Raw genomic sequence first — 21,307 nt, 5'->3', positions numbered from 1 at the left:
ATCCCCATTCGCCGACTCGCCCCGTTTATAATTGTTATATTAATTATAACGCTTTTGTGATGTTTGATAAGGGTTAAGTACGGAAAACTTTTAGAGTTTCTCCCTTAGACAACTCTCAGTAACTAGAGATGTTATGATGAGTGCAACGAATACTGAAGAGAATGAGGTTGCTATGATGAAAAAGAAAGTAAAAGTGGTTGCAGCAGTGATTGAAAATGAAAACCAAGAAATCCTTTGCGCCCTTCGCTCAACAAATATGTTGATCCCAAACATGTGGGAGTTCCCTGGTGGAAAAGTTGAAAACGGTGAGAATTTGCAAGAAGCACTTGAACGTGAGATTTCTGAAGAGTTAGCTTGCGAAATCACTGCGCACGAAGTGATTAATGAACATGTACATGAATATGAAACGTTCATCATTCAATTGATTTCATTGCGTGCTGAGTTAAAATCAGGAACGCCTATCGCGACAGAACACGATGCGTTAATTTGGTTAAAACGCGATAACTTACATTCCCTTGTGTGGGCCCCAGCAGATATTCCTGCCGTCAACGACGTCATTAATCAAACGACAAAAGCCGAGAACGTGTAACAATCACGTCTCGGCTTTTATTAATGCGTTTGTTCGTGTAAGTAGTCGTAAATTTGCTGATCGACACGTTCTTGGAGGAGTAAGTTCATCGTAACAACAGACAATTCCTGTCCGTCTTGATTCAGCATTGTCGTATCTTGAACAGATTCGCGATCCGGTTTGACTTCACCCAAATAGTAGAAATCTCCGCCTTCATCATCATCCTTTTTCACAAAGAGATGAATATCGATTTCTCTTTCCTGTGCTTCAATGATTTTACGTACTTCTTCCGATTTTGTCGTTCTTCTGCTTCTCGTATACCAATGAAACACTTCTGGATTAATAAAGGAGTCTCCATAATTGACGCTAGCTTCAACGTCTTCACCCTTATGGTACGTGACAAAAATCGGACAAGTTTGATGTTTTATTTTGTAGCCATATATCGTCGATTGTTCTTCTTTATCCCAATTTAATAGGCGGCAAGCATCTTTCCTCGTGTACTTTTCAAGTCGGGTTAATGGTTTTGTTTGATCGTATCGTTGACCTCTAGCTAAGGAAGCTGTTAATACATCTTTAAACAGCTGAGTGAACCATTCATCTTTTAATAAAGAGTGCATATGAGATGAGAATCTATACACCTCACCTTCCCAAGAAATTAAGGCGTGTCCTCCATACTTCAATCGATCAGCATCTTTAAAGAAGTTTAGTGATAATACGTTTTCTAAAGAGTGAATGGTAGCTTTATCACTTCGTATGCCCTGCTCACGCAAGCGATGAATAAAATCTTGTTTGTTCAAACTTTCCTGCTCCAACAGAAATTGCATTAACAATGCCTCATGTACTCGTTTTCCTGATAATAACTCTTGGGTCACCATCAACAGAACTTTCGAATGAATGGAAGGAAGATCAGGGAGATCAGGCTCCACTATATTCAAAAAGGCACCGTAATGACCCTTCTTTGTTCCAATAACAATTGGATCCATTGAATAATGTTCAACAAAATCACTTAGCATCGGAGGTCGGCCTAAACGGTTTTTCAAATTGTGATAAGCCTCTTTTAACACTTTTAAGTCCGTTAGTTTTGCTTGATTAATCGATTCGTAAATTCGCTCTTTTGCGATGGCTTCAAAATTAATGGTCGACGTGCCAGAAATATAGCTACGATCGATTACTTTTCTCCGAATCGAATCTTTATTTTGAGAGCGGTCTCCGGATAAAGCGATTGGAATCAAATAGTTATTTTTGTAGTTAGCAATGAAATCGATAACGGTCACGTATTGTTTTGAGCTGTGTTTTCTTAATCCCCGTCCTAGTTGTTGAATAAAAATAATACTTGATTCTGTCTGTCGCAACATGACGACTTGATTAATGCTTGGAATATCAATACCTTCGTTGAATATATCAACTGTTAAAATGTAATCTAGACGACCCTCTTCCAAATTAGTCACTTCAACTCGTCTCTTTTCTTGCGAATCATCTCCCGTTAAAGCACATGTTCTAAAACCTCGATGATTCAATTCCTCAGAAAGTCGTTTCGCTTCTCGTTTTGAACTACAGAACATCAAACCACATAAACGCTCTCCAGAAAAACCATAGTAATCAATCTTCTCGATAATCCGTTCTACACGTTCCTCTGACACGAGCTGAGTGAATACATCAAACTCAACTTGATTTCCACTCACTTCAAGATCTGTCACTCCAAAATAGTGGAAAGGACACAACATGTCCTCTTCAAGCGCTTCTTGTAACCGAATCTCATATGCAATGTTGTAATCAAACAACTTAAATAAATCATATCCATCTGAACGTTCAGGAGTTGCTGTCATTCCTAATAAAAATTGTGGTGTGAAATGTTCTATAATTCGTTGATATGTAACCGCTCCTGCTCGGTGACTCTCATCAATCAATACGTAGTCAAATGCGTCTCGGTCAAACTGATCTAATGTTTCTTGTTTAGAAATTGTTTGGATCGTTGCAAAGACATACCTGGCCCCCATTGCTCGGCTCGAACCTGACAGGATACCAAAATCACTTTCATCACCACCAATGACTCGATGAAAATCATTCTTTGCTTTTTGCAAAATCTGTTCGCGATGCACTACGAATAGCATTCGCTTCGGTCGATAGCGACGAACATCAAAAGCGGCTAAATATGTTTTTCCCGTGCCCGTCGCTGATACGACGAGCGCTCTTGTATTTCCATGCGCACGAACGGCCTCAATCCCACTTAAAGCTGCTAGTTGCATCGAATTAGGTTCTACCTGTAACGCTTCTTTTAATCGATTGACTCCATACGAGTCTGGAAATTCAGCTACACGTTCTCCGAAGACTGGACGATACGAACGTTCGTAAGCTGAAATCCATTCAAGTGTCAATGGAACTGAAACACTCCACATTTCTTCAAACTGATCGAGGAAGTGTCCGACAATTTCTCCATTCTCGTGAGAGGTCAACTTCAGATTCCACTCGTAATTTGTCTTTAACGCTCCAGACGTCAAATTAGAGCTTCCAACAATTAATGAGTAGTACTCTTCGTGTTGAAAAATGTATCCCTTAGAGTGGAATGCCTCAACTTCTGAAATGCGAATATCTACATTCTTCAGTTTTAATAGTTCTTTAAAGACTTTAGGTTGATTAAAGTATTGGTACGTTGAGGTCATGATTTTTCCACGGATACCTTTGTCATGTAAGTCGGAAAGCGTAGATTTTAACGTAGCTAAGCCAGCTTCCGTAATAAACGCAACAGAGAATAAGAAAGATTGGCATCCCTTTAGTTCGTCTAGAAGCGAAGTGAGTACATCTTGTCGTTTATGTTTTTCATTCATTAATAACTCAGGTTTAAATGGACTCACGTGATGATGATGCTTATCAATGAACCCCTTTTCTAACGAATTTTTGAGTTGTTCTGTAAAATGAGTCATATGTACCTCCAACATGATTTATACTAAATTCAAATAATTTCAATACCAGTATTTTATTTTACATATATTTCATTATTATCTTCTGCATAAAAATGATCAAGGAGGAACTTTATGTCTACGTTCTATCTCATCCGTCATTGCTCGGCGACTGGCCAAGAGCCGGACGCCCCGCTCACCGAGGCTGGCGAACAGCAGGCACTCGCCCTCGCTGACTTCTTTCAAGACGTTCCTGTCGACCGCATCATCTCGAGCGACTATACGCGAGCCATCGCCTCGATTGCACCACTCGCCACGTCCAAACAGCTGACCATCGAGACGGAGCCGAAGTTACGCGAACGCATCCTCTCGCTCGAACCGCGCGACGATTGGTTCGAGTTGCTCCGTCATTCGTTCACCGATGCCTCGTTCCGTGTGCCAGGTGCCGAGTCAGGTCAAGATGCGACGGACCGGATTTTGAGCGTCATCACTTCACTCGACGACGTAAACGGCACGACCGTCCTCGTGACGCACGGAAACCTGCTCGCGTTGCTTCTTCAACATGTGGATAACCGCTATGACTTCGACACGTGGCGCAATCTCAGCAATCCCGACGTCTATCGCCTCGATATTGTGGATAACTTTTGGTCCGTCGAACGTGTCTGGTCCGTCCCTACCTGTGGATAACGTTATCCACAGAAAAAGCCGTCTCTTTCCCGAGACGGCTTTCGTTTTTTTATTTCTCCACAAAGAACATCGAGATGGCTCCGAGACCGACGTGCGTCCCGACCGAGACACCCATCTGCATGAGGTAAATCTCGCCTTTGAAGTCGGATTCAGCTTGAATCTTCAACTTCAAATTCTCGGCAATCTTTTGATCCGATGTATAGCCGATGATGACGAAGTTGGTGATGTCTTTGTCGCAGCGTTTGATGAACTCGTCCGTATAGTGCTTGAGCACTTTACGCGTTCCACGCTCTTTCGCGACGATGGCCCCTTTGCCGTTCTTCATGCTCATAATCGGCTTGACCATCAACAGCTTGCCGATGATGGCGCTCGCGTTCGAGATGCGACCGCTCTTAATCAAGTGATCCAAGTCGTCGACCGACAAGAAGTGCTTCACTTTCAGCTTATATTTCTCGTTGAAGTCGACGAGCTCCTCAAACGTCGCCCCGGCTTCACGCATCTGGGCGCTCTTCATCAACAACCAGCCGCTCCCGTGGCTCATCGAGCGTGAGTCGACGATATGAATCTTCGCCGTCGAATCAGGATGCGCCTCTTCGAAGTATTCTTTTCCGAGCACGGCCGATTGATACGATCCGCTCGTCCCGCTCGACATACAGATGCAAAGAATCTCGTCATGTCCGCTCTCGACGGCCTCTTCCATCAGTTTCATAAATGTCGCCGGACTCGGCATCCCCGTCGTCGGGAATTCCGGTAGCGCTTCCAACATTCCGTAAAACGCATCGGGCTGGATGTCGACGCGGTCCTCATACGATTTATTGTCAATCGTAATGATGAGCGGCGCGACGCCGATGTCATATTTCGCTAAAATCTCATCGGATAAATCACAAGTTGAATCTGCCAATAATCTAATCATAGTACCCTCCAAAAATCGCTCCTGAGTGACGAGAATCGTCCTAGACCACTACGTCGATTCAGACGTCACGATAGGACTTCTCCATTGTATCAGATATGGAGGGGTAGATGTTTTTTTGCTAGGCTCGAATATGTGTGTGTTTGTTCGTGCCGGAGCAGCCATTCCTTCCGCCATAGCCCGCCCGCATAACCTGTCAACGTCCCGTTCGAACCGATGACGCGATGACACGGGATGACGATGCTCAATCGGTTGCGTCCGTTGGCGCTGCCGACGGCCCGGACGGCGCGGTCCCGTCCGAGTGTCACGGCCAGTTCGCGATAGGACGTCGTCTCGGCATATGGGATTGTCGCCAACGCCTGCCACACGTCCTGTTGAAACACCGTCCCCTGCACCTCATACGGGAACGTGAACGATTGGCGACGTCCGTTGAAGTACTCCTCGATTTCTCGATAGCACGTATTCAACACGTATGGCGTCGCATCATCTGTCTCGAACTGAACATTCTCACGTTCGATGAAAAGAATGGATTGGATGGCTGTCTCTGTGCTAACTATTTCTATCATTCCAATCGGACTCACATAGTCCAGTCTATACGTCTCCATACAATGACCTCCATAAATAGAATGTGGCGTACGCCTCCCATCCGGCAAAGCGTTCCCCGTACTGCCTCACTTCGTCTGCCGTTAACTTGCCGCTTCGCCCAAGATGATGCTTCAACGCTTGATGCAGACCAGCGTCCGCAGCCGGGAACGCCGTCGGATCTTGGAAACACTTCATCCGGACATACGCGGCCGTCCACTCCCCGACACCGCGTAAGCTCAGCAACCGTTCATGCATCACGTCGGGTGGCTCGCTACGCAACTGTTGTTTTGACAATCGTCCGTCCGTCATTTCCTGGGCGATGCCGATGATATATTCTGCTTTCCGGGTACTGAATTGGAGCGGTCTCAGTTCACTCGGGTCGAGCAGCGCAATCGTCTCAGGATTTGGGAATGCCCAGTACGTCACGCCATCCACTTCCCGGGATGGTCCGTACTGCTCGACGAACCGTCGTTTCAGCGTATAGGCGAACGATAGTGTGATCTGTTGGCCGATGACGGCCCACGTGAGCGCCTCGAACAAATCCGGGAAGCCGATCAGTCGCAGCCCAGCGTACTCTCGGACGAGCGGACGCAACAGTTCATCCGTCTCCGCCATTCGCACAAACGCCGCGACGTCTTGGTCGAGGTCGAACCAGTCGCGGACGTAGCGTTCCACGTGTTCTTGTTCCGCGCTCGTGATGTCGTCTTCCGGGAACGCAATGACGAGGCCCTGAGGCGTCCCCGTGATGTCCCCGAGCAGCAACCGTCCGTCGACGTCGAACAGCTTGGAGACGGACGTTTCACGGGCGACATGCATCACTTCATCGTCGGAGCGTCGCAAAAACTGCAGACATTGTTGAAAATCAAACGGAGCGGTGACGTGAATCTCGAACGATGAGCGACTCATCGGCTCCCCCCTTTCGATACATGCTCGGTGAACAGCCCTTTAGCCGTCGGAAGACGCGATAAAAGTTGGATGGGGTTTGAAAGCCGACCTCATAACAGATGGCGAGATTGCTCATGTCCGTCGTCCGCAACAGATGGGTCGCCTTGTCGATGCGAACCTTTTCGAGCAGACGGCGCGGCGTCTCGCCCGTCGCTTGCGTGAATGTCCGCTCGACGTAGAATGGACTCAAATTGACGTGCTCAGCGATTTCCTCGAGCTTGATTGGCCGTTTGTAATGCATGAGGACGAACGCCGTTACGTCATGGACGAGCGCGCTCGCCGGACTACGGTCGACCTCGGGCTGACATCGTTTGCACGGCCGAAAGCCGGACGACTCCGCTTCCGCTTTCGTCTCATAAAAATCGACATTCTCCCGCTTCGGCTTCCGCGAGCGGCACGAGGGCCGACAGTAAATCCCGGTCGTCTTGACCGCGGTATAAAACTGTCCGTCATACGCCGCGTCACAGGCGAGCACTTTCTCCCACTTCTCTTCAAACGTCAGCATCTCGGTCCCCCCTTTGTTTTACTGTATCAGATTGATTTTCGTTCACTCGTCCTGTTTCTTGCGCTTACAGTCTACATTCCCGCGATTCACGAATCTCATTTATTTTGAATCCGTCTTCCCGTCTGACTCGTACTAGGATTACACGGCTCAATTGAGTACACTTTAGCTAATCAAGTCAGAAGGGGTACATACGATGCAAAAGCGGTTTTCCTGGAAACAACTGAAATGGTTGCTTCCATTCCTATTGATTGGATTGATTCTATATCAGAGTGGCCGAGAGCTCCAAAACCTGTCGCTCGCCGCGGCGTTTCAGACGTTAGAGGCGTTGACAGGCTTCGAGCAGATCGCCTTGATCTCCCTCGGACTCGTCGCCGTTTTGACAATGACCGGCTACGACTACTTTTTACTGCGCTCGCTCGACGTCCAGCTCCCGCTCGCGAAGCTGCTCCGCGCGGCATGGATCACCAACGCGATGAACGGCATGATCGGGTTTGGCGGCGTCATCGGCATCGCGCTCCGGACATCGCTGTATCGACCGTATACGGACACGAAGCGTTTGCTCCGGGCCATCGGCTGGATGACCCCGACGCTCATCAGCGGCTTGTCGCTACTTGCCGCAGGGGTGCTGCTCGGGCTCTTCCCGGCTGGTGCGCTCACCGGAACGAAACAGTGGATTTGGCCGGTGCTCGTCGCGACACTCGCCGTCCTGCCGCTCTACATATATGTGACGCGGAAGCGCTCGAACTTAGATTGGCCGACCTTGCTCGGCTATATCGCGACGTCGCTCGCCGAATGGGTGACGGCTGGACTCGTCGCCTTGTATGCCCTGCATTTACTTGGAGGCGAAGCGCCGCTCGCGGCTATGATGGGTGTCTTCATCGTCGCGTCCATCGTCGGGGTCGTCTCGCTCGTCCCGGGTGGTGTCGGTTCGTTTGATCTATTATACCTCGTCGGGATGACCCAGCTCGGCATCGACCAAGAGATTGTCCTGTCTTCCTTGATCGTCTATCGCTTCGTCTATTTCATCGTCCCGTTCATGATCGGGCTGTTTTTGGCGGCGCTCGTCTTCGGAGACCAGGTCGTCAAACAGATTGAGTATAAACCGATGATCGGGTCGTCTTATGAAATTGGGACCGTCGTCTGGCGCATCGTGTCGCGTACACTTGCCAAGACCGGACGGCTCGCCGGAAGCCTGATTGCACTGATGACGAGCCTCGTCCTGTGGTTTCAGACGTTGTTGCCGAGCGTGTCACCGCTCTATTCGACTGCCCTTTGGTTACAGTGGATCGGTACGCTCGCGCTGTTCAGCGCCGGTCTGTTGACACTACTGACCACGTTCGGGATGTACATTCGGACGAAGCGTGTGCTCTGGCTCGTCGGGGTCGCAGTTTTCATTGCCAGTATCGGTGTCATCGCGCGCGGCTTCAATCTGTTTGAAGCGTTCGTCGTCGGTGGGTTCGCTTTGTTCGTCTGGTTGACCCGGACCCAGCACAAACGCTATCGCTCCATCGTGACCGTCAGCCGCTTTGTCCGCAACGTCTTCTATGTCGGCCTCTATGTCGGCACGCATGCGTTCCTGCTGCAGTCGTTCAGTCAGACCGACACGATTTTCTTCAATCCGGAAGCTGCCGCCGGGTTGAGCATCGCCGCCGTCGTTTTGGCCGGGTTGCTGATGATTGGCATCTTCATGCTGTTCAACCGCTTGAAACGTCCGAAGCTCGGCTCGTCGTTTGAACTGTCCCGCTTCGCGGCATTTCAAGCTACGCATGCGACGACGAGCGCGTTCGATTTGGCCTATATGAACGACAAGCTCGTCTACTATGGGCCAGACGACGAGGCATGTCTCTTGTTTGCTAAATCCGGCAATCACGCCATCGTCCTCGGGGATGTGCAAGGAGCGTGGGACGCCGCATCACACCTGTTGCTCGCCTTTATCGAAGAGACGGACCGCCTCGGCTATATCCCACTCTTTTATCAAGTCACGCCAGACTGGATGCCACGTCTGCACGATGCCGGTTTCACGTTTTTCAAGCTTGGCGAAGAAGCGACGGTCGATGTCGCCACGTTCTCGCTCACCGGTAAAAAACGCGCCAACATGCGCTCGCTCCATAATCAATTCACGAAGCGAGGCTACACGGCCGACATCGTCATGAATCCGTCGCCTGAGTTGATCACATCATTGCGCGGCATCTCGGACGACTGGCTCGGCAATCGAAGCGAGAAAGGATTCTCGCTCGGGTTTTTCAACGAACAGGCTTTGACCCATTATCCGGTCGCCCTCCTTCGTGACGAGACGGGACAAGTCGTCGCCTTCATCACGCTTCTCCGCGGCAGTGATACCGTCTCCATCGATTTAATGCGCTCTAAGAATGATGCTCTGCCCGGCTCGATTGAGGTGCTGGTTCTCCATGTAATCGAGTGGGCACGAGCCAACAACTACGCCTACGTCGGTCTTGGCATGGCGCCACTCGCATCGGTCGGTGAGCACACGTTCGCGTACTGGCCGGAACGGATTGCAGCCGATATTTTCGAAAACATCAGTTATATCTATCCGTTCAGCGGGCTCCGTCAATTCAAACGTAAGTTCACACCGACGTGGGAAGCCAGATATTTGGCCATCCGCAAGCGTCGGAAACTGCTCCCGTCCTTGCTCCGGATGGCACGGTTGATCAGCCGGAAACGAGAGTCTTAAACACGAAAGAGCGTCTCACATGCGAGGCGCTCTTTCGTGTTACGTCATGAGTGAAATGTCGGGCATCTAAAACTGATACATTCTCTTTAATAAGATGCATTTCTGTGTTCAACTCTTCTTTTAACAATATGGTAGCACCGACCTTATATCAAGTCGATGCTTCCGTAACTGTCCAATCTGAAATTGTGACGTTGAATCCTGGCGCCTTCGAATCCGGACTACAGGCGTACGGTCCGATGCGTAACGTCGAGACGTCATGGAGGTGAGCGATTCGCAACTGTTCACGCGTGCCCCCCTCGTATTCGAAGAACACCTCAACATCGCCATCGGTGTAGGCGAGTTCAAACGTCAACGGTTCACGGATGGCGTCGTTCGGGAAATCACGTGTCGACCAATCCGAGTAGCCAAAGGACGTGACGACGGCCCCAAGGTGTGACGGTCCGTCCGGAATATATTCGACGGACGTCTTAAGCCAATGCTCGTCGTTAACGTATAACAGGATGCCGGCCTGGTCATATGTATGGCTCGGATCCATCTCAATCGTCGCGCGACATGTGAACCGCTTAGACGACACATCCGTCACCAAAGCGTGGGCCGTCATCCGGTTGAACCCGTAATGGGTGTTCCGCCAAAAGTCGGTGTCGGGTGCTGTCTGGAACGTCAAGCTTTCACCGAGACTCACTTCGTCTGGTTCATTGATCCACTTATATGACTTCCACATGATTGATACCTCCCCATTGTCCTCGCATCGCGAACAGCAACGGAATCATCGGTTCGTGATACGGGATGAATTCACCTGAACGGATCATGTCGAGAATCGTCGCCTCATCCGCCCACTTTACGGCCTGCACTTCTGATTCCTGTAACGTCAACTCGTCGAAGTCGACTTCTGCCTCGACAAGATAGATATCATCGAACCCCTCGTCAAAGTTGACCGTCAAATGAGGCCTTGTGTGGGATAAATCGATTCTCAGCCCGATCTCTTCTTCGAGCTCGCGCATCGCCGCCTGTTGGCTCGTATCACCTACCGTGGCGCTGCCACCGACGGTGATGTCCCACATGTTCGCCCAACCGTCTTTGAACGGTTGGCGCTGCTGAATCAACATCTGTCCATCCTTGTTGAAAATGCAGACGTGGATGACGAGATGATAATCATCTTGAGGAAGGCGTATCCCTCGTTGCCACGTTCGCCCTGTTTTCTTGCGGTCTACATCATACACATCCCAAAACTCCATCGTTCCATCCCCTTTACGTCGCGGCGCTCGAAGATGCCGCTTGATCTGCTTTGACGCAGTCGATGGCGACGACGATTGAGATGAGTAAGTGTTCCATCGTATCATCGACTACTCGAATTTCGTACGTATCGCCCCACGTTAGCCACTTCTTTTGGACACTACCGATGACATGTCCGTTTTGGCGTACTTCGAAGTTCATATCCCACCAGTTGCCCTCGACTTCAATCCCGGCTGCATCAATTGTGTAGCGCGGCTTGAAGAACGTGAACTCTTTTGAAATCGTTAACGTCTCCTCCCCCTCGACATCGACGTAAAATGTCGGCAAAAAGCTGAATGTCTTTTTCGTAATCGTCGTAATCTCGTATCCATTCTTGTCAGAAATCGTGAACGACTTCGGTAACTTCATAAAACTACCTTCTACAAAATAAAGATCGTTCTCATCTGCATCTTTGATACTGAACCGGCCACGTAGGCTGAAAACCTTTTGTTTCATGTAGAGCGTGTTCATCGTCATCCCTCCGATTGTATGTGGTACCTTATATACGAAACCGTACCCGAAATCGATTCAGAATCTTTCAACACGCAACGTGAGGTGGACTAAGGAGTTCTAGAATGTCTGTCAACTCATTAACAATGTAGTCCACTTGGTGTACATTCATTAACGTACTCGAATCAAATCGTTGGGAACATCACTTTCGTCATCGATTTTCATGATTATTTCCCGGGACAAGGCTGGTCAGATTTCGTTGCTATCGTGTTGACATGGTGGATTGACAATGGCCGCGCCCTCTTATTCGCCCCGTTGCAGGAAACCTACTCATTCCAATTCATGGACGGTCCAATTCAAATAGCTGCTAAAAAAGTGACCGGCACAGAAGTTGAGCTCACATTGATAGAAGAGGATCGTCCCCAAACAATCATGGGAACGGTAACACTTGTGGAATTAACAAAGGCACTCATCAAAACGAGCCGGCAGTTAATTAACGCCGCAGACCGAAACGGATGGAAAAACGAGGAGATCGACCAGCTACGTCATGCCGTCAAATCACTTCAGGCATACTAATAGAGAACTAAGCATTAGCATAGCTAGCGATCTATTAGGCTCTATGCAAAAAAGATCGACGGACAGTCGATCTTTTACTCACTCTGTCAAAGCTGTTTCGACGAACGTCATTAAGCCGTTAAGATTTGTCATTTTTTCGTTGCACGTGGCACTATCTGTACAGATATATGTCCCAATCGCTTTATAATAGTCAGGATTTTTGGCTTGTTTTGCTTTCGTGATAGTCACACAATATGAGACTTCTGCCAACTGATTACAGAAGGCACAAATGTTTTTCTTCGAATTCGGGCTTGGCTTACACTCAATCCCAATCAGCTGATGATCTTCCTTTTCGCAAAGGATATATTTTCGATTAGAACGCAAGTCATTCCAACTCATATAGGACATCCGATTCACATTGAGATCCGCTACGTCTGGAAGTTTCAGCTTTTTCTGTTTTGGAAACAGTTTTTTCACTTGTTGTTCCGAAACGTGTGGAAACGACCGGACATGGGGTCTTAATCCATCTATAAACATGTCATATGATTCCTCTGTTTATAAGGTTGACACGTCGATCATTGCGAGCTGAGATGGCGTCGCTTCTGGAAATAGATATGAAATTTTGGCATTGGCCAAATCAATGACAGCTTGTAATACGGAGACCGGTAAACTTTTCTTTCGACTATCTCGAATGATTTCTACTTGTTCTCGAATGTAATTAAATTGGTGGTTTTCAATAAAACGCTCTAGCATGTTCAGTCATCCTTTCCAATCCTGACTTCTTTTAGTGTAAAGGATTTTGCACTACAAACATGTACCTACTTTAAGTTAGAACTGTTTTATATAAAAAACGGCACAATCGCAAACATGCGTTGTGCCGCTAATTATTTTGAAGTGTAGATGATTTTGCGAATTGTACTGACAGACAAATGGTATTCATCCGCCAATTGATCGACCCCGGTCCCTTTCGCAAAGGATATCCGAATCGCTTCGTTACGCTTTTCAAGTAGCTTTTTCCCGCCACTGACCGTTCCCCAACGCTTCTTTTCTTGAACTGTCCGGGGCACATAAAGTGTTTCCCCTTGGACGTATCGTTGAACCTCTTGAAGCAATTTCTCTGGAAGAATGTGTTGCGCATTTACGTACTTCATATCTGCTCGCTCCTTATAAGAATTTCGACAATAAGGAAGCAAAGCCATTGTTGTAAAAATTATATAGCGATCAACTTATACATTCTGCCCCATGCAAACGATCGCCTTTGTGACAACTGGCTTTGCATGAGTGATTGAAGACTTAGAAAATCTTAAATGATTTTCCACGTATATGCGCCCCCTTTCAAATCACAAGATGTCTATTCCATTATACAAAATAACTCGTTACTTTTGATACAAAAGTAGGTCGACATAAAGTCATCACCTATTTTCACACTTAACGAATCATCATGTGTGCAAGAACTGTCTGTGAGCACTTCACCGGCGTTGTCGCCAAACGATTTTGTATCTGGACAATCGACAACTAGCCACCAGTCTTTTTATGACTGGCCCCTTAACATACTGTTCTGATGATTCGTCTCTGAATTTATAGTTCAAAGTTGGCTTATACGCTCACTAGTTATGTATACCTTTATTCCATCCTTTTATAAATTAAAAGGATTCGCCTTTGATTGGTAGAATAAGGATTTATCATCTACGAAATTGAGGTCATTCTATGTACAGTACAGTTGAAAGAGACACACAGTTCCAACACGTTCTTAATCACTTACAAACTGACACAGGCGTTCAAGGGGTTGTTCAGCTCGGCTCCGGTGCCGCAGGATATCAGGACCGCTATTCCGATATCGATTTAATGGTGGCTGCCCGCCCTGATGTTGACCCCCAATCAATCAAGCAGAATTTAACCGACTACTTTCTCCGATTATCCCCTATTTCCGTTAAAGAAAAGCAGTTCGGACCGGACATCTTTTTGCTGATTGTCCTACTCGAGAATCGCTTGGAGTTTAACATCTCTATCGCCCCACTCGAACTACTCCCGGTCCGTTCTCCACTTTGGAACGTCGTGGTCGATCGGGACGGGCAACTCCTCCAACACATGGAGATTGAACATGAGCGTTTTGTTGAGAGCCCGATTCGATACGAGACCAGTGATGTTCCCTTTGAGTTTATCTATGCCTCGCTAGCACTGGAGAAAGAGTTGAAGCGAAACAATCTCATTTATGCTTTGAAGATGCTTGAGACGTTGCGTGAGTTGACGTTGACAGCCCAGACATTGAAAGAGGGACGAAAAGCGCATCAATTCAAGGCTTATCACACATTGAACCGTTCGTTCATCGAGGATTATTTACAGACATATCCTAATTCAATCGACCCGATATCCATCCAACGTGCCAAACAATCGATTCACACTTTATTCTCAGCCTGCTTGGAAGACCATCCCCAATATAAACTTGAACCGTATATGCAGCGGTTGCTTTATGAAGAATGACAATCAAAAGCGTCTTTGTAGAACAGTTTTTAAATATGGAACGTCCTTTCGACTTGTCCCGCTTTACATTCAAACGATTATTGGGATGAACGACGAATGGGTTGCTTTCGTGTATAATGAAGCGTAATCCAAATTGCTAATGAAAATTTCTCGAATAGAAGTTTCTTACACGAAAATGAGGTAACCCTATGAATCAACCAAGCTTTTTAGACTATCGCCTAAGCGAAGATATCCAACGCGCACTAGGCATCATGAAATACGAATCACCGACCGAAGTCCAACAGAAAGTCATCCCGCTCGCCCTCGAGCGTCAAGACTTGGTCGTCAAAGCCCAAACCGGCAGCGGGAAGACCGCAGCGTTCGGTATTCCGGTCACGGAACTCATCGAATGGGAAGAAAACAAGCCGCAAGTGCTGATTCTCACACCGACGCGCGAACTTGCCGTCCAAGTCCGTGAGGATATGACGAACATCGGTCGTTTCAAGCGCATCAAGGCGACTGCCGTTTACGGCAAAGAACCGTTCTCGAAGCAGCGTGATGAATTGAAACAGAAGACGCACGTCGTCGTCGGGACACCAGGACGCGTCATGGACCACATCGAACGGGAGACGCTCGTCCTCGATAAAATCGATTATTTGATCATCGATGAGGCCGACGAGATGTTGAACCGCGGTTTCCTCGCTGACGTCGAGGCGATCCTCCAAGAATTGCCGCGCGACCGCGTGACGATGGTGTTCTCAGCGACGTTCCCGAACGACATCGAGCGTTTATGCCAAAAGCACATGAACGAACCAATCCGTGTGGCTATCGAATCGAGCGGTGTCACCGCTTCGACGATCGAACATGGCTTGATTGAAGTGCGCCGCGAAGACAAGCTCGCCGTACTGAAAGATTTGACGGTCGTCGAAAATCCAGACAGCTGCCTCATCTTCTGCCGGACGAAAGAACACGTCGACACGGTGTACAGCGAACTCGATCAAGCCGGTTACTCGTGTGAACGCCTCCACGGTGGCCTCGAGCAAGAAGACCGCTTCGCCGTCATGGAAGGCTTCAAGATGGGCAACTTCCGTTATCTCGTCGCGACCGACGTCGCAGCGCGCGGAATCGATGTCGATAACGTCAACCTCGTCATCAACTATGACGTACCGATGGAAAAAGAGAGCTACGTGCACCGGACCGGACGCACAGGCCGTGCCGGCAACGCCGGAAAAGCGATCACGCTCGCGACGCCGCATGAAGGCAAGTTCGTACGCGCCATCGAAGCGTTCATCAAGTTCGACATCCCGGAAATGGATGCACCGACTGAAAGAGAAGTCGCGCGCAACCAAGCCGCTTTCGAAGAGAAGTTGAGCGGACGACGCGTCGTTCGCAACAACAAGACGGCCCGCATCAACCAAGACATCATGAAGCTTCACTTCAGCGGCGGGAAGAAGAAAAAACTCCGCGCCATCGACTTCGTCGGTACAATCGCCAAAATTCCTGGTGTGACGGCAAACGATATCGGTATCATCACAATCAACGACCAAATGACGTACGTCGACATTTTGAACGGCAAAGGCTCACTCGTCCTTCAGGCGATGGAATCGACACCGATTAAAGGTAAAAAGCTAAAAGTTAGTAAAGCCCATAAATAAACAATCCAGGTTTCGGAGAGAATGATCTCTCCGGGCCTTTTTTGTGTTTAACCAACATTATCGAAAGCGCTTTCGGAAACTGTTAAAAAAATAACGTTGTTGAGAGAACGCTTTCAACAAAATCATACCGATAACTAGTCTTGAATTCAACCTTCCTCACCTGATTGTCATAAAAATAGCTCAGGCGTTGCGCCTGAGCCTTCGTCTTTTCAATGTAGAAAATCCATTTTCCCTTCGATTGTCGAACTATACCCTCGTTGCTCGACTTCACCTTGGTCTGTCACCCTATAATAATATTCGGCATCCGGCTCACTCGAAAACGTCACATATATCGTGTATGGATCCGTGCTCTCGTATCCTTCTGTCCGAAACGGGATCGTCGTAGTGGTGAACGTTTCATTCGGGTACCGTTCTTCGAGTTCGTCTTCAAGGATGACAACGTCCGCCGCGACCCAGCCCTCGATTAAAGACGGACGAATCGCATAAAACACCGCATACGTGATGATGCAGATTACAGCCAACAGACGAATCATCGTCCGCCATTTCCCGCGAAATACATAAGACGCCGCAAAAATCAGCATAACCATAACGGCTGCCATCAAATGTTCAATCAGCTCTATCGGATGCACTCGATGTCCTCCAGTCGGAATTTATTAGTCGAGCAGTTCTTCCGAGATCAACTTGAATCCTTCAATCTCCGTATCCTCTTCTAATTCAATCAACAGGCACCGTTTCCCTTTCACGTTCACTTGCTTCACGTACTTCAGGTCTTGCGGACTGATCGAGATATTGGCGACTTTCGTATTGATTTTAATCGACTTCGACGTGTATTTCGGGACGACGCTGCTCGCCTTCATCTCATATTGCCGGTCGTCGACAACTTGTTGGAACGCCTGCTCGACCTTCTCCGTCGTCACATCCTCGACCCCACTCGCCTTCAACACGATTTCGACGGTACGGGCGTCAATCATCGGCACGCTCTCGTCCTCGTCCTCGCGTTCCGCTTCGGCTAGGATCATCTGATTGATTTCATCATAGACGGTGGCGAGCGTCCCGACGTTCACTTCTTCGCCGATGACAGTTTTGACGACCTCCTCGAACATCGCCTTTTCCTCGACGGCCGTCACAATCTCGGTCCCGTTCAAGACGTTCTCGATGAAACCGAAGTCCGGTTGGTGTGCCTTCTGCGCCGCATACAGGATATGGTTGACGTCGGCCGCATTGTCCGTGAAGCACGGGAACAAGAAGCCGCCGACCGGGGCGTCGAGCTTGATGACCGGGTTGATAAAGATGTTCGATTTGAACTCTCGCTCGATATAGTCGAACACGAGTGACTGTTTCGGGAGCTCGGTCTGGTTGATGCTGCCGAGAATGAACCGCGATGTCCATACCTCGTCACGCATATCGATTTCCGTCTCTTCAGAATGACGACGCGTCGGCTTATTGTATTTGAAGCGGATGAACGTGATGACCATGTCTTTCTCGAACGGTGCGTCCTGCACCATCTTGAGTGCGACCCGCTGCATCATGCCGGCCCATTCTTCGATGTCGTCTGTCCGGAGTGCCTCATACAATATCGTTTGCGTATGATCGGTCTGACCTGCTTCTGGATGCTGGAACTTCACTTCGAACAACTTCTCGTCAATCTTGCCGCCGAGCACTTTCTTGAAGTTGGCGAGGAACAGCTCTTGATGCTCCTGCTCGACGAACGGGAACGAGCGCAACTCCTCATGGAAAATCTCATTGCTGTCTTGGCGAATATAAATATTATAAATGTCAGCGATTTTGACCGCTTCCGCATTCAACTTGAAATGCTTGCGAATCGCCGCGATGTCTTTTTGATTCATTCATCCCAACTCCTTCGTCCTTTACTACAAACCGCCTTCATTATACCAATAGTTGGTGCCTGCGCGTATGTCAGTAGTGCTAAAGCCGGGACGTCTGATGTCATGTATCATGTCCCTGACCTCAAGTTTTATAATCGTTAGATTCATTTTTCGTAAATTTGCGTATTTCTCACTTCCTTGCCATGTATATTCGAGGTGCATCGTGCGTTTACGATGCACGTCGTCCAGTCGTCATACATAATAGGAGGCACAAACATGCTTAAAAAATGCATCAGTTCGTTATTCGCCATCATCTTGGTCATCACAACGCTTCACTTCACGACGCCAACCGCTTCGGCGCTCCCGCCAGGTATCCCATCTAAGTCAATGGCGTTATCTAAATTAAACGCCTTGACGGTGAAAAATGAAGGGTCGATGACCGGCTATAGTCGTGACTTGTTCCCGCATTGGAGCAGCCAAGGGAACGGGTGTAACACGCGGCACATCGTCTTGAAACGCGACGCCGACTCGGTCGTCGATGAGTGTCCGGTCACCACAGGTAAGTGGTACAGTTATTATGACGGCATCACATTCACATCAGCGTCTGACATCGACATCGATCATGTCGTACCTTTGGCCGAAGCGTGGCGTTCAGGCGCAAGCAGCTGGACGACGACGAAGCGCCAAAGCTTCGCCAACGATTTAAATGGGCCACAGCTCATCGCCGTCTCGGCCAGCTCGAACCGTTCGAAAGGGGACCAAGACCCGTCGACATGGCAGCCTCCCCGTACCGGTGCGCGCTGTGCCTACGCGAAGATGTGGGTCGAGACGAAGAGCCGTTGGGGCCTCAGCCTCCAATCCACAGAAAAGACGGCCTTGCAAACGGCCATCAACGCCTGCATCTATTGATTCAGAAAGGAGTTCGCTATGAACCAGCAATCTTCAGTATTTAAAGCCTCCCACGGCGTCATGACCGAGGAAGTCGGCGTCATCAGTGGAGAACTTGAATTACGGACGACATGTCAGGAAGACGGCACGCTCGAGCTCGCCATCACGTACGTCGGGGCGGCCGAGTGGTATACGTTACCGGGGAAAGATTACAAACTGCATGACGGGCGTGACCACGAGGTCGTGCATCGCTTGCTCGTGAACGTCCTCGAGCGGGCATAACAAATGAGCCGACACGATGCCGTGTCGGCTCATTGTTTGTACTTGTCTAATAACGTCTTCGGGATATGGCAGTAATCGTCCGGACATCGCGCGAGCCGATCTTGATGCTCGTCCGCGCTTCGGACGTAGTTCGTGAGTGGCAATACTTCTACCGCAATCCTTTCTACATCGTTCCGTCTGTGGATAAACGCACGGGCCGCATCCACATGACGAAGATCCTCGCTATAGACGCCGGTCCGATACTTTTCGCCGACATCTTCGCCTTGACGATTGACGCTGTATGGGTCGATGACTTCAAATAAGTAATTCATCAACTCCTTCATCGTGACGATGCTCGAATCGAACGTCGTTTTGACGCATTCGGCGTAGCCGTCATACTCTCCGTCAAGCGTATCCGTCGCCCCGTTCGCCCGTCCGGCCTCTGTTTCGATGACACCGGGTAACGTCTTGATGAACGCTTGGACGCCCCAGAGGCAACCACCTGCTAAATAAACGGTTTCGATCAGTCTCACTCCTTGTCTGTCAGGTTTAGGTAATTCTAGTTATACTATCGTTATACATGATTATATCCAAAAAGGAGCACCATTTTGAAAACAATCAGACTCGCTCTTCTTCTATCCGCAGCACTCCATGTGATTTATGTTGTCGCCACGTTCGGAATCGGCTTCATCCGCACGCTCAATTATGAACCCGACATCATCGCCGAGGCGGATAACGTCACCATGCTTCAAAACGAGGTGACCCTCGGGACGACTGGGTCGCCATTGATCTACGTCTTCACATGGATTGGTCTTGCCGTCCTTCTGGCGCTTGGGATGTTCACCGCTCAACGGATTCGCCAAACGCATTAACCAAGAATACATGCGTTACACGGTCACAGACGCCACTTTAGGAGGGATATCGTTTGAATCTTATTCAGCAAATCAGACAAATCTATGTGCCGGTGCACGACTTGGATCGCGCGGTACGTTTCTATCGGGACACGCTTCAACTTCCGCTCTTATTCCAGGCAGACAACCTCGCCTTTTTAGAATGCAGAGGTGTACGGCTCATGTTGCCGCGTCCCGAAAATGAAGATTTTGCGAAAGCGAGCTCTGTGCTATATCTCCAAGTGAACCATCTCACCGAGGCGTATGAACAGCTTTTGGCGAAAGATGTTCAGTTTATCGACGAGCCGCACCTCGTCGCGAAAATGGAGAACCTCGAGACGTGGATGGCTTTTTTCAAGGATTCTGAGGGTAACACGCATGCGTTGATGAGTGAGATTGTTTCGTGATTTGACACCAAGCAAAAAGGAGATCTGTAGCATCGCTGTGTAGATCTCCTTTTCTTTATTATTCAAAGGTTACACTTACCTCATAACCAAGGTTATCAAAGAAACCAATTAAGAATTTTTCAGCATTTTGTTCTGCTGTATCTAACAAACCAATTTCAACAGCCATGTCCTTAATATCTTGTTGCGCCTTCTCCATTAAAACTGTTCCCTCGTCAAACGTGACTTCTCCACGAAACACCCCTTCATCTGAAACATGGGCCACATCACTCATATCGATTGCCGGCTCTTGAAGAAAGCTTGCTTTGGGTAAGACGATAGTTAATTGCTTTGTCTCTTCATTAACGTCAATGTCTTCAGAAGTTATTCCTTTTAAATCAACTCCTGCTATAACCGTACCAGGAACAACAAGTAAGATTTTTTGTTTTGTTCCAGCTAAGTTAAATGGTAATTTTATGCCTAACAATTCATTGCTCTCTTCTTCAATAGTTGCCGAAAGATGCGCCTCAGCCGTTGCAAGCGTCGCAATTTCGCGAACTTGATCAACTGTCACAGAGCTTTTATCCTTAGATGCATTTCCAACAAAAAACCAAGTTGCCATTGATCCAAGAAGCACAGTCAATAACGTAACACTCAAGATCACTCCATACCGTCTTTTTTTAATTGGTTCTTGATTCTTTGATGTACGTGCAAATTGTGACGATTTTTCATTTTTCTTGTCCATTCGATGTTCCTCCTATACGAGTTGTTTCATAAACTCGTTTTCAAGTAGTAAAAACATTTAACACTTCGTTTTGAAAACACCAGTCATTCTTTTGCCTAATCTAAAATTTGAATACCGCTCTTTATATGTAAAC

The 21,307-nt window shown here is 48.3% G+C and carries 25 protein-coding genes; 10 read left to right on the top strand and 15 right to left on the bottom strand.

The window, feature by feature from the left end; all coding sequences use genetic code 11:
• Positions 1 to 175: 175 nt before the first annotated feature.
• Entirely contained in the window at positions 176 to 589 is a 414-nt protein-coding gene (locus KNP02_RS08460; RefSeq protein WP_214708240.1) for a (deoxy)nucleoside triphosphate pyrophosphohydrolase, read from the top strand.
• A gap of 20 nt (positions 590 to 609) precedes the next feature.
• On the opposite strand, the gene KNP02_RS08455 is transcribed toward KNP02_RS08460, so the two are convergent.
• Positions 610 to 3,489 (bottom strand): DEAD/DEAH box helicase, encoded by a 2,880-nt coding sequence (locus tag KNP02_RS08455; protein WP_214708239.1) that lies wholly within the window; start codon positions 3,487 to 3,489, stop codon positions 610 to 612.
• Between the two features lie 111 nt (positions 3,490 to 3,600).
• On the opposite strand from KNP02_RS08455, the gene KNP02_RS08450 reads away from it, so the two are divergent.
• Positions 3,601 to 4,152, top strand: coding sequence for a histidine phosphatase family protein (locus KNP02_RS08450; protein WP_214708237.1), 552 nt, complete (start codon positions 3,601 to 3,603; stop codon positions 4,150 to 4,152).
• Positions 4,153 to 4,201: 49 nt separating this feature from the next.
• On the opposite strand, the gene KNP02_RS08445 is transcribed toward KNP02_RS08450, so the two are convergent.
• The 4 genes from KNP02_RS08445 to KNP02_RS08430 all read right to left on the bottom strand — a co-directional run bounded on the left by KNP02_RS08445 (position 4,202) and on the right by KNP02_RS08430 (position 7,097).
• A complete protein-coding gene (locus KNP02_RS08445; protein WP_214708235.1) occupies positions 4,202 to 5,065 on the bottom strand; it encodes a DegV family protein in 864 nt (287 codons plus the stop codon).
• 89 nt (positions 5,066 to 5,154) lie between these two features.
• A complete protein-coding gene (locus tag KNP02_RS08440) occupies positions 5,155 to 5,667 on the bottom strand; it encodes a methylated-DNA--[protein]-cysteine S-methyltransferase (protein ID WP_214708233.1) in 513 nt (170 codons plus the stop codon).
• A complete protein-coding gene (locus KNP02_RS08435; protein WP_214708231.1) occupies positions 5,654 to 6,553 on the bottom strand; it encodes a DNA-3-methyladenine glycosylase family protein in 900 nt (299 codons plus the stop codon). Before KNP02_RS08435 ends, KNP02_RS08440 begins: the two co-directional genes overlap by 14 nt.
• The gene (locus KNP02_RS08430) at positions 6,510 to 7,097 is read right to left on the bottom strand and encodes a bifunctional transcriptional activator/DNA repair enzyme AdaA (protein ID WP_214708229.1); all 588 of its coding nucleotides are present in this window, start codon (positions 7,095 to 7,097) and stop codon (positions 6,510 to 6,512) included. The genes KNP02_RS08435 and KNP02_RS08430 overlap by 44 nt, the downstream gene beginning before the upstream one ends.
• Before the next feature lie 193 nt (positions 7,098 to 7,290).
• Between KNP02_RS08430 and mprF the strand changes: the two genes are divergently transcribed.
• Positions 7,291 to 9,789, top strand: coding sequence for a bifunctional lysylphosphatidylglycerol flippase/synthetase MprF (gene mprF, locus KNP02_RS08425; protein ID WP_214708227.1), 2,499 nt, complete (start codon positions 7,291 to 7,293; stop codon positions 9,787 to 9,789).
• A 148-nt stretch (positions 9,790 to 9,937) separates the two neighbouring features.
• On the opposite strand, the gene KNP02_RS08420 is transcribed toward mprF, so the two are convergent.
• Genes KNP02_RS08420 through KNP02_RS08410 form a run of 3 tightly spaced genes read right to left on the bottom strand, consistent with a single transcriptional unit; the run spans position 9,938 to position 11,532 of the window.
• A complete protein-coding gene (locus KNP02_RS08420; RefSeq protein ID WP_214708225.1) occupies positions 9,938 to 10,510 on the bottom strand; it encodes a DUF1349 domain-containing protein in 573 nt (190 codons plus the stop codon).
• A complete protein-coding gene (locus tag KNP02_RS08415) occupies positions 10,494 to 11,024 on the bottom strand; it encodes an NUDIX hydrolase (protein WP_214708223.1) in 531 nt (176 codons plus the stop codon). Before KNP02_RS08415 ends, KNP02_RS08420 begins: the two co-directional genes overlap by 17 nt.
• A 13-nt stretch (positions 11,025 to 11,037) precedes the next feature.
• On the bottom strand, positions 11,038 to 11,532 hold the full coding sequence (locus tag KNP02_RS08410) for an LURP-one-related/scramblase family protein (RefSeq protein WP_214708221.1): 495 nt from the start codon (positions 11,530 to 11,532) through the stop codon (positions 11,038 to 11,040).
• A 249-nt stretch (positions 11,533 to 11,781) separates the two neighbouring features.
• On the opposite strand from KNP02_RS08410, the gene KNP02_RS08405 reads away from it, so the two are divergent.
• Positions 11,782 to 12,087: a hypothetical protein gene (locus tag KNP02_RS08405; protein WP_251129217.1), complete on the top strand. Its 306-nt coding sequence runs from the start codon at positions 11,782 to 11,784 to the stop codon at positions 12,085 to 12,087.
• Positions 12,088 to 12,165: 78 nt separating this feature from the next.
• On the opposite strand, the gene KNP02_RS14910 is transcribed toward KNP02_RS08405, so the two are convergent.
• The 3 genes from KNP02_RS14910 to KNP02_RS08395 all read right to left on the bottom strand — a co-directional run bounded on the left by KNP02_RS14910 (position 12,166) and on the right by KNP02_RS08395 (position 13,217).
• Positions 12,166 to 12,603, bottom strand: a complete 438-nt coding sequence (locus KNP02_RS14910) for a FusB/FusC family EF-G-binding protein (RefSeq protein WP_256441044.1) — start codon at positions 12,601 to 12,603, stop codon at positions 12,166 to 12,168.
• An 18-nt stretch (positions 12,604 to 12,621) separates the two neighbouring features.
• Positions 12,622 to 12,819 carry a hypothetical protein gene (locus tag KNP02_RS14905; protein ID WP_251129221.1) on the bottom strand — a complete coding sequence of 66 codons (198 nt, stop codon included), beginning with the start codon at positions 12,817 to 12,819 and terminating at the stop codon, positions 12,622 to 12,624.
• A 131-nt stretch (positions 12,820 to 12,950) separates the two neighbouring features.
• Positions 12,951 to 13,217 (bottom strand): CD3324 family protein, encoded by a 267-nt coding sequence (locus KNP02_RS08395; protein WP_128123832.1) that lies wholly within the window; start codon positions 13,215 to 13,217, stop codon positions 12,951 to 12,953.
• 556 nt (positions 13,218 to 13,773) lie between these two features.
• Between KNP02_RS08395 and KNP02_RS08390 the strand changes: the two genes are divergently transcribed.
• Entirely contained in the window at positions 13,774 to 14,547 is a 774-nt protein-coding gene (locus tag KNP02_RS08390; RefSeq protein ID WP_214708219.1) for an aminoglycoside 6-adenylyltransferase, read from the top strand.
• Between the two features lie 188 nt (positions 14,548 to 14,735).
• On the top strand, positions 14,736 to 16,181 hold the full coding sequence (locus KNP02_RS08385; RefSeq protein WP_214708217.1) for a DEAD/DEAH box helicase: 1,446 nt from the start codon (positions 14,736 to 14,738) through the stop codon (positions 16,179 to 16,181).
• Between the two features lie 209 nt (positions 16,182 to 16,390).
• Here KNP02_RS08385 and KNP02_RS08380 read toward each other — a convergent pair whose 3' ends face one another.
• Together KNP02_RS08380 and KNP02_RS08375 are read right to left on the bottom strand one after the other, a co-directional pair.
• The gene (locus KNP02_RS08380) at positions 16,391 to 16,810 is read right to left on the bottom strand and encodes a hypothetical protein (protein ID WP_214708215.1); all 420 of its coding nucleotides are present in this window, start codon (positions 16,808 to 16,810) and stop codon (positions 16,391 to 16,393) included.
• A gap of 24 nt (positions 16,811 to 16,834) precedes the next feature.
• Entirely contained in the window at positions 16,835 to 18,028 is a 1,194-nt protein-coding gene (locus tag KNP02_RS08375; RefSeq protein WP_214708213.1) for a DUF4317 domain-containing protein, read from the bottom strand.
• Between the two features lie 255 nt (positions 18,029 to 18,283).
• Between KNP02_RS08375 and KNP02_RS08370 the strand changes: the two genes are divergently transcribed.
• Both KNP02_RS08370 and KNP02_RS08365 read left to right on the top strand, forming a co-directional pair.
• Positions 18,284 to 18,916 (top strand): HNH endonuclease family protein, encoded by a 633-nt coding sequence (locus KNP02_RS08370; RefSeq protein WP_034780347.1) that lies wholly within the window; start codon positions 18,284 to 18,286, stop codon positions 18,914 to 18,916.
• Between the two features lie 18 nt (positions 18,917 to 18,934).
• Positions 18,935 to 19,177 (top strand): hypothetical protein, encoded by a 243-nt coding sequence (locus KNP02_RS08365; protein WP_214708211.1) that lies wholly within the window; start codon positions 18,935 to 18,937, stop codon positions 19,175 to 19,177.
• Between the two features lie 29 nt (positions 19,178 to 19,206).
• Here the strand turns inward: KNP02_RS08365 and KNP02_RS08360 are convergent, their stop codons facing one another.
• The gene (locus KNP02_RS08360) at positions 19,207 to 19,680 is read right to left on the bottom strand and encodes a peptide-methionine (S)-S-oxide reductase (protein WP_214708336.1); all 474 of its coding nucleotides are present in this window, start codon (positions 19,678 to 19,680) and stop codon (positions 19,207 to 19,209) included.
• 84 nt (positions 19,681 to 19,764) lie between these two features.
• On the opposite strand from KNP02_RS08360, the gene KNP02_RS08355 reads away from it, so the two are divergent.
• Positions 19,765 to 20,028: a hypothetical protein gene (locus tag KNP02_RS08355; protein WP_214708209.1), complete on the top strand. Its 264-nt coding sequence runs from the start codon at positions 19,765 to 19,767 to the stop codon at positions 20,026 to 20,028.
• 53 nt (positions 20,029 to 20,081) lie between these two features.
• Entirely contained in the window at positions 20,082 to 20,453 is a 372-nt protein-coding gene (locus KNP02_RS08350) for a VOC family protein (RefSeq protein ID WP_214708207.1), read from the top strand.
• A gap of 58 nt (positions 20,454 to 20,511) precedes the next feature.
• Here the strand turns inward: KNP02_RS08350 and KNP02_RS08345 are convergent, their stop codons facing one another.
• Entirely contained in the window at positions 20,512 to 21,174 is a 663-nt protein-coding gene (locus KNP02_RS08345; RefSeq protein WP_214708205.1) for a DUF4230 domain-containing protein, read from the bottom strand.
• Positions 21,175 to 21,307: the final 133 nt, after the last annotated feature.

This window comes from Exiguobacterium sp. s40, assembly GCF_018617905.1.
Taxonomy (GTDB): domain Bacteria; phylum Bacillota; class Bacilli; order Exiguobacteriales; family Exiguobacteriaceae; genus Exiguobacterium; species Exiguobacterium mexicanum_A.
Note: the sequence above shows the minus strand (reverse complement) of the source record. Positions and strands in the feature narration are given on the sequence as shown.

Coding starts and splice junctions, on each gene's coding strand:
- KNP02_RS08460 (WP_214708240.1), top strand. CDS start 176: ATGAAAAAGAAAGTAAAAGTGGTTGCAGCAGTGATTGAAAATGAAAAC.
- KNP02_RS08455 (WP_214708239.1), bottom strand. CDS start 3,489: ATGACTCATTTTACAGAACAACTCAAAAATTCGTTAGAAAAGGGGTTC.
- KNP02_RS08450 (WP_214708237.1), top strand. CDS start 3,601: ATGTCTACGTTCTATCTCATCCGTCATTGCTCGGCGACTGGCCAAGAG.
- KNP02_RS08445 (WP_214708235.1), bottom strand. CDS start 5,065: ATGATTAGATTATTGGCAGATTCAACTTGTGATTTATCCGATGAGATT.
- KNP02_RS08440 (WP_214708233.1), bottom strand. CDS start 5,667: ATGGAGACGTATAGACTGGACTATGTGAGTCCGATTGGAATGATAGAA.
- KNP02_RS08435 (WP_214708231.1), bottom strand. CDS start 6,553: ATGAGTCGCTCATCGTTCGAGATTCACGTCACCGCTCCGTTTGATTTT.
- KNP02_RS08430 (WP_214708229.1), bottom strand. CDS start 7,097: ATGCTGACGTTTGAAGAGAAGTGGGAGAAAGTGCTCGCCTGTGACGCG.
- mprF (WP_214708227.1), top strand. CDS start 7,291: ATGCAAAAGCGGTTTTCCTGGAAACAACTGAAATGGTTGCTTCCATTC.
- KNP02_RS08420 (WP_214708225.1), bottom strand. CDS start 10,510: ATGTGGAAGTCATATAAGTGGATCAATGAACCAGACGAAGTGAGTCTC.
- KNP02_RS08415 (WP_214708223.1), bottom strand. CDS start 11,024: ATGGAGTTTTGGGATGTGTATGATGTAGACCGCAAGAAAACAGGGCGA.
- KNP02_RS08410 (WP_214708221.1), bottom strand. CDS start 11,532: ATGAACACGCTCTACATGAAACAAAAGGTTTTCAGCCTACGTGGCCGG.
- KNP02_RS14910 (WP_256441044.1), bottom strand. CDS start 12,603: ATGTTTATAGATGGATTAAGACCCCATGTCCGGTCGTTTCCACACGTT.
- KNP02_RS14905 (WP_251129221.1), bottom strand. CDS start 12,819: ATGCTAGAGCGTTTTATTGAAAACCACCAATTTAATTACATTCGAGAA.
- KNP02_RS08395 (WP_128123832.1), bottom strand. CDS start 13,217: ATGAAGTACGTAAATGCGCAACACATTCTTCCAGAGAAATTGCTTCAA.
- KNP02_RS08390 (WP_214708219.1), top strand. CDS start 13,774: ATGTACAGTACAGTTGAAAGAGACACACAGTTCCAACACGTTCTTAAT.
- KNP02_RS08385 (WP_214708217.1), top strand. CDS start 14,736: ATGAATCAACCAAGCTTTTTAGACTATCGCCTAAGCGAAGATATCCAA.
- KNP02_RS08375 (WP_214708213.1), bottom strand. CDS start 18,028: ATGAATCAAAAAGACATCGCGGCGATTCGCAAGCATTTCAAGTTGAAT.
- KNP02_RS08370 (WP_034780347.1), top strand. CDS start 18,284: ATGCTTAAAAAATGCATCAGTTCGTTATTCGCCATCATCTTGGTCATC.
- KNP02_RS08365 (WP_214708211.1), top strand. CDS start 18,935: ATGAACCAGCAATCTTCAGTATTTAAAGCCTCCCACGGCGTCATGACC.
- KNP02_RS08345 (WP_214708205.1), bottom strand. CDS start 21,174: ATGGACAAGAAAAATGAAAAATCGTCACAATTTGCACGTACATCAAAG.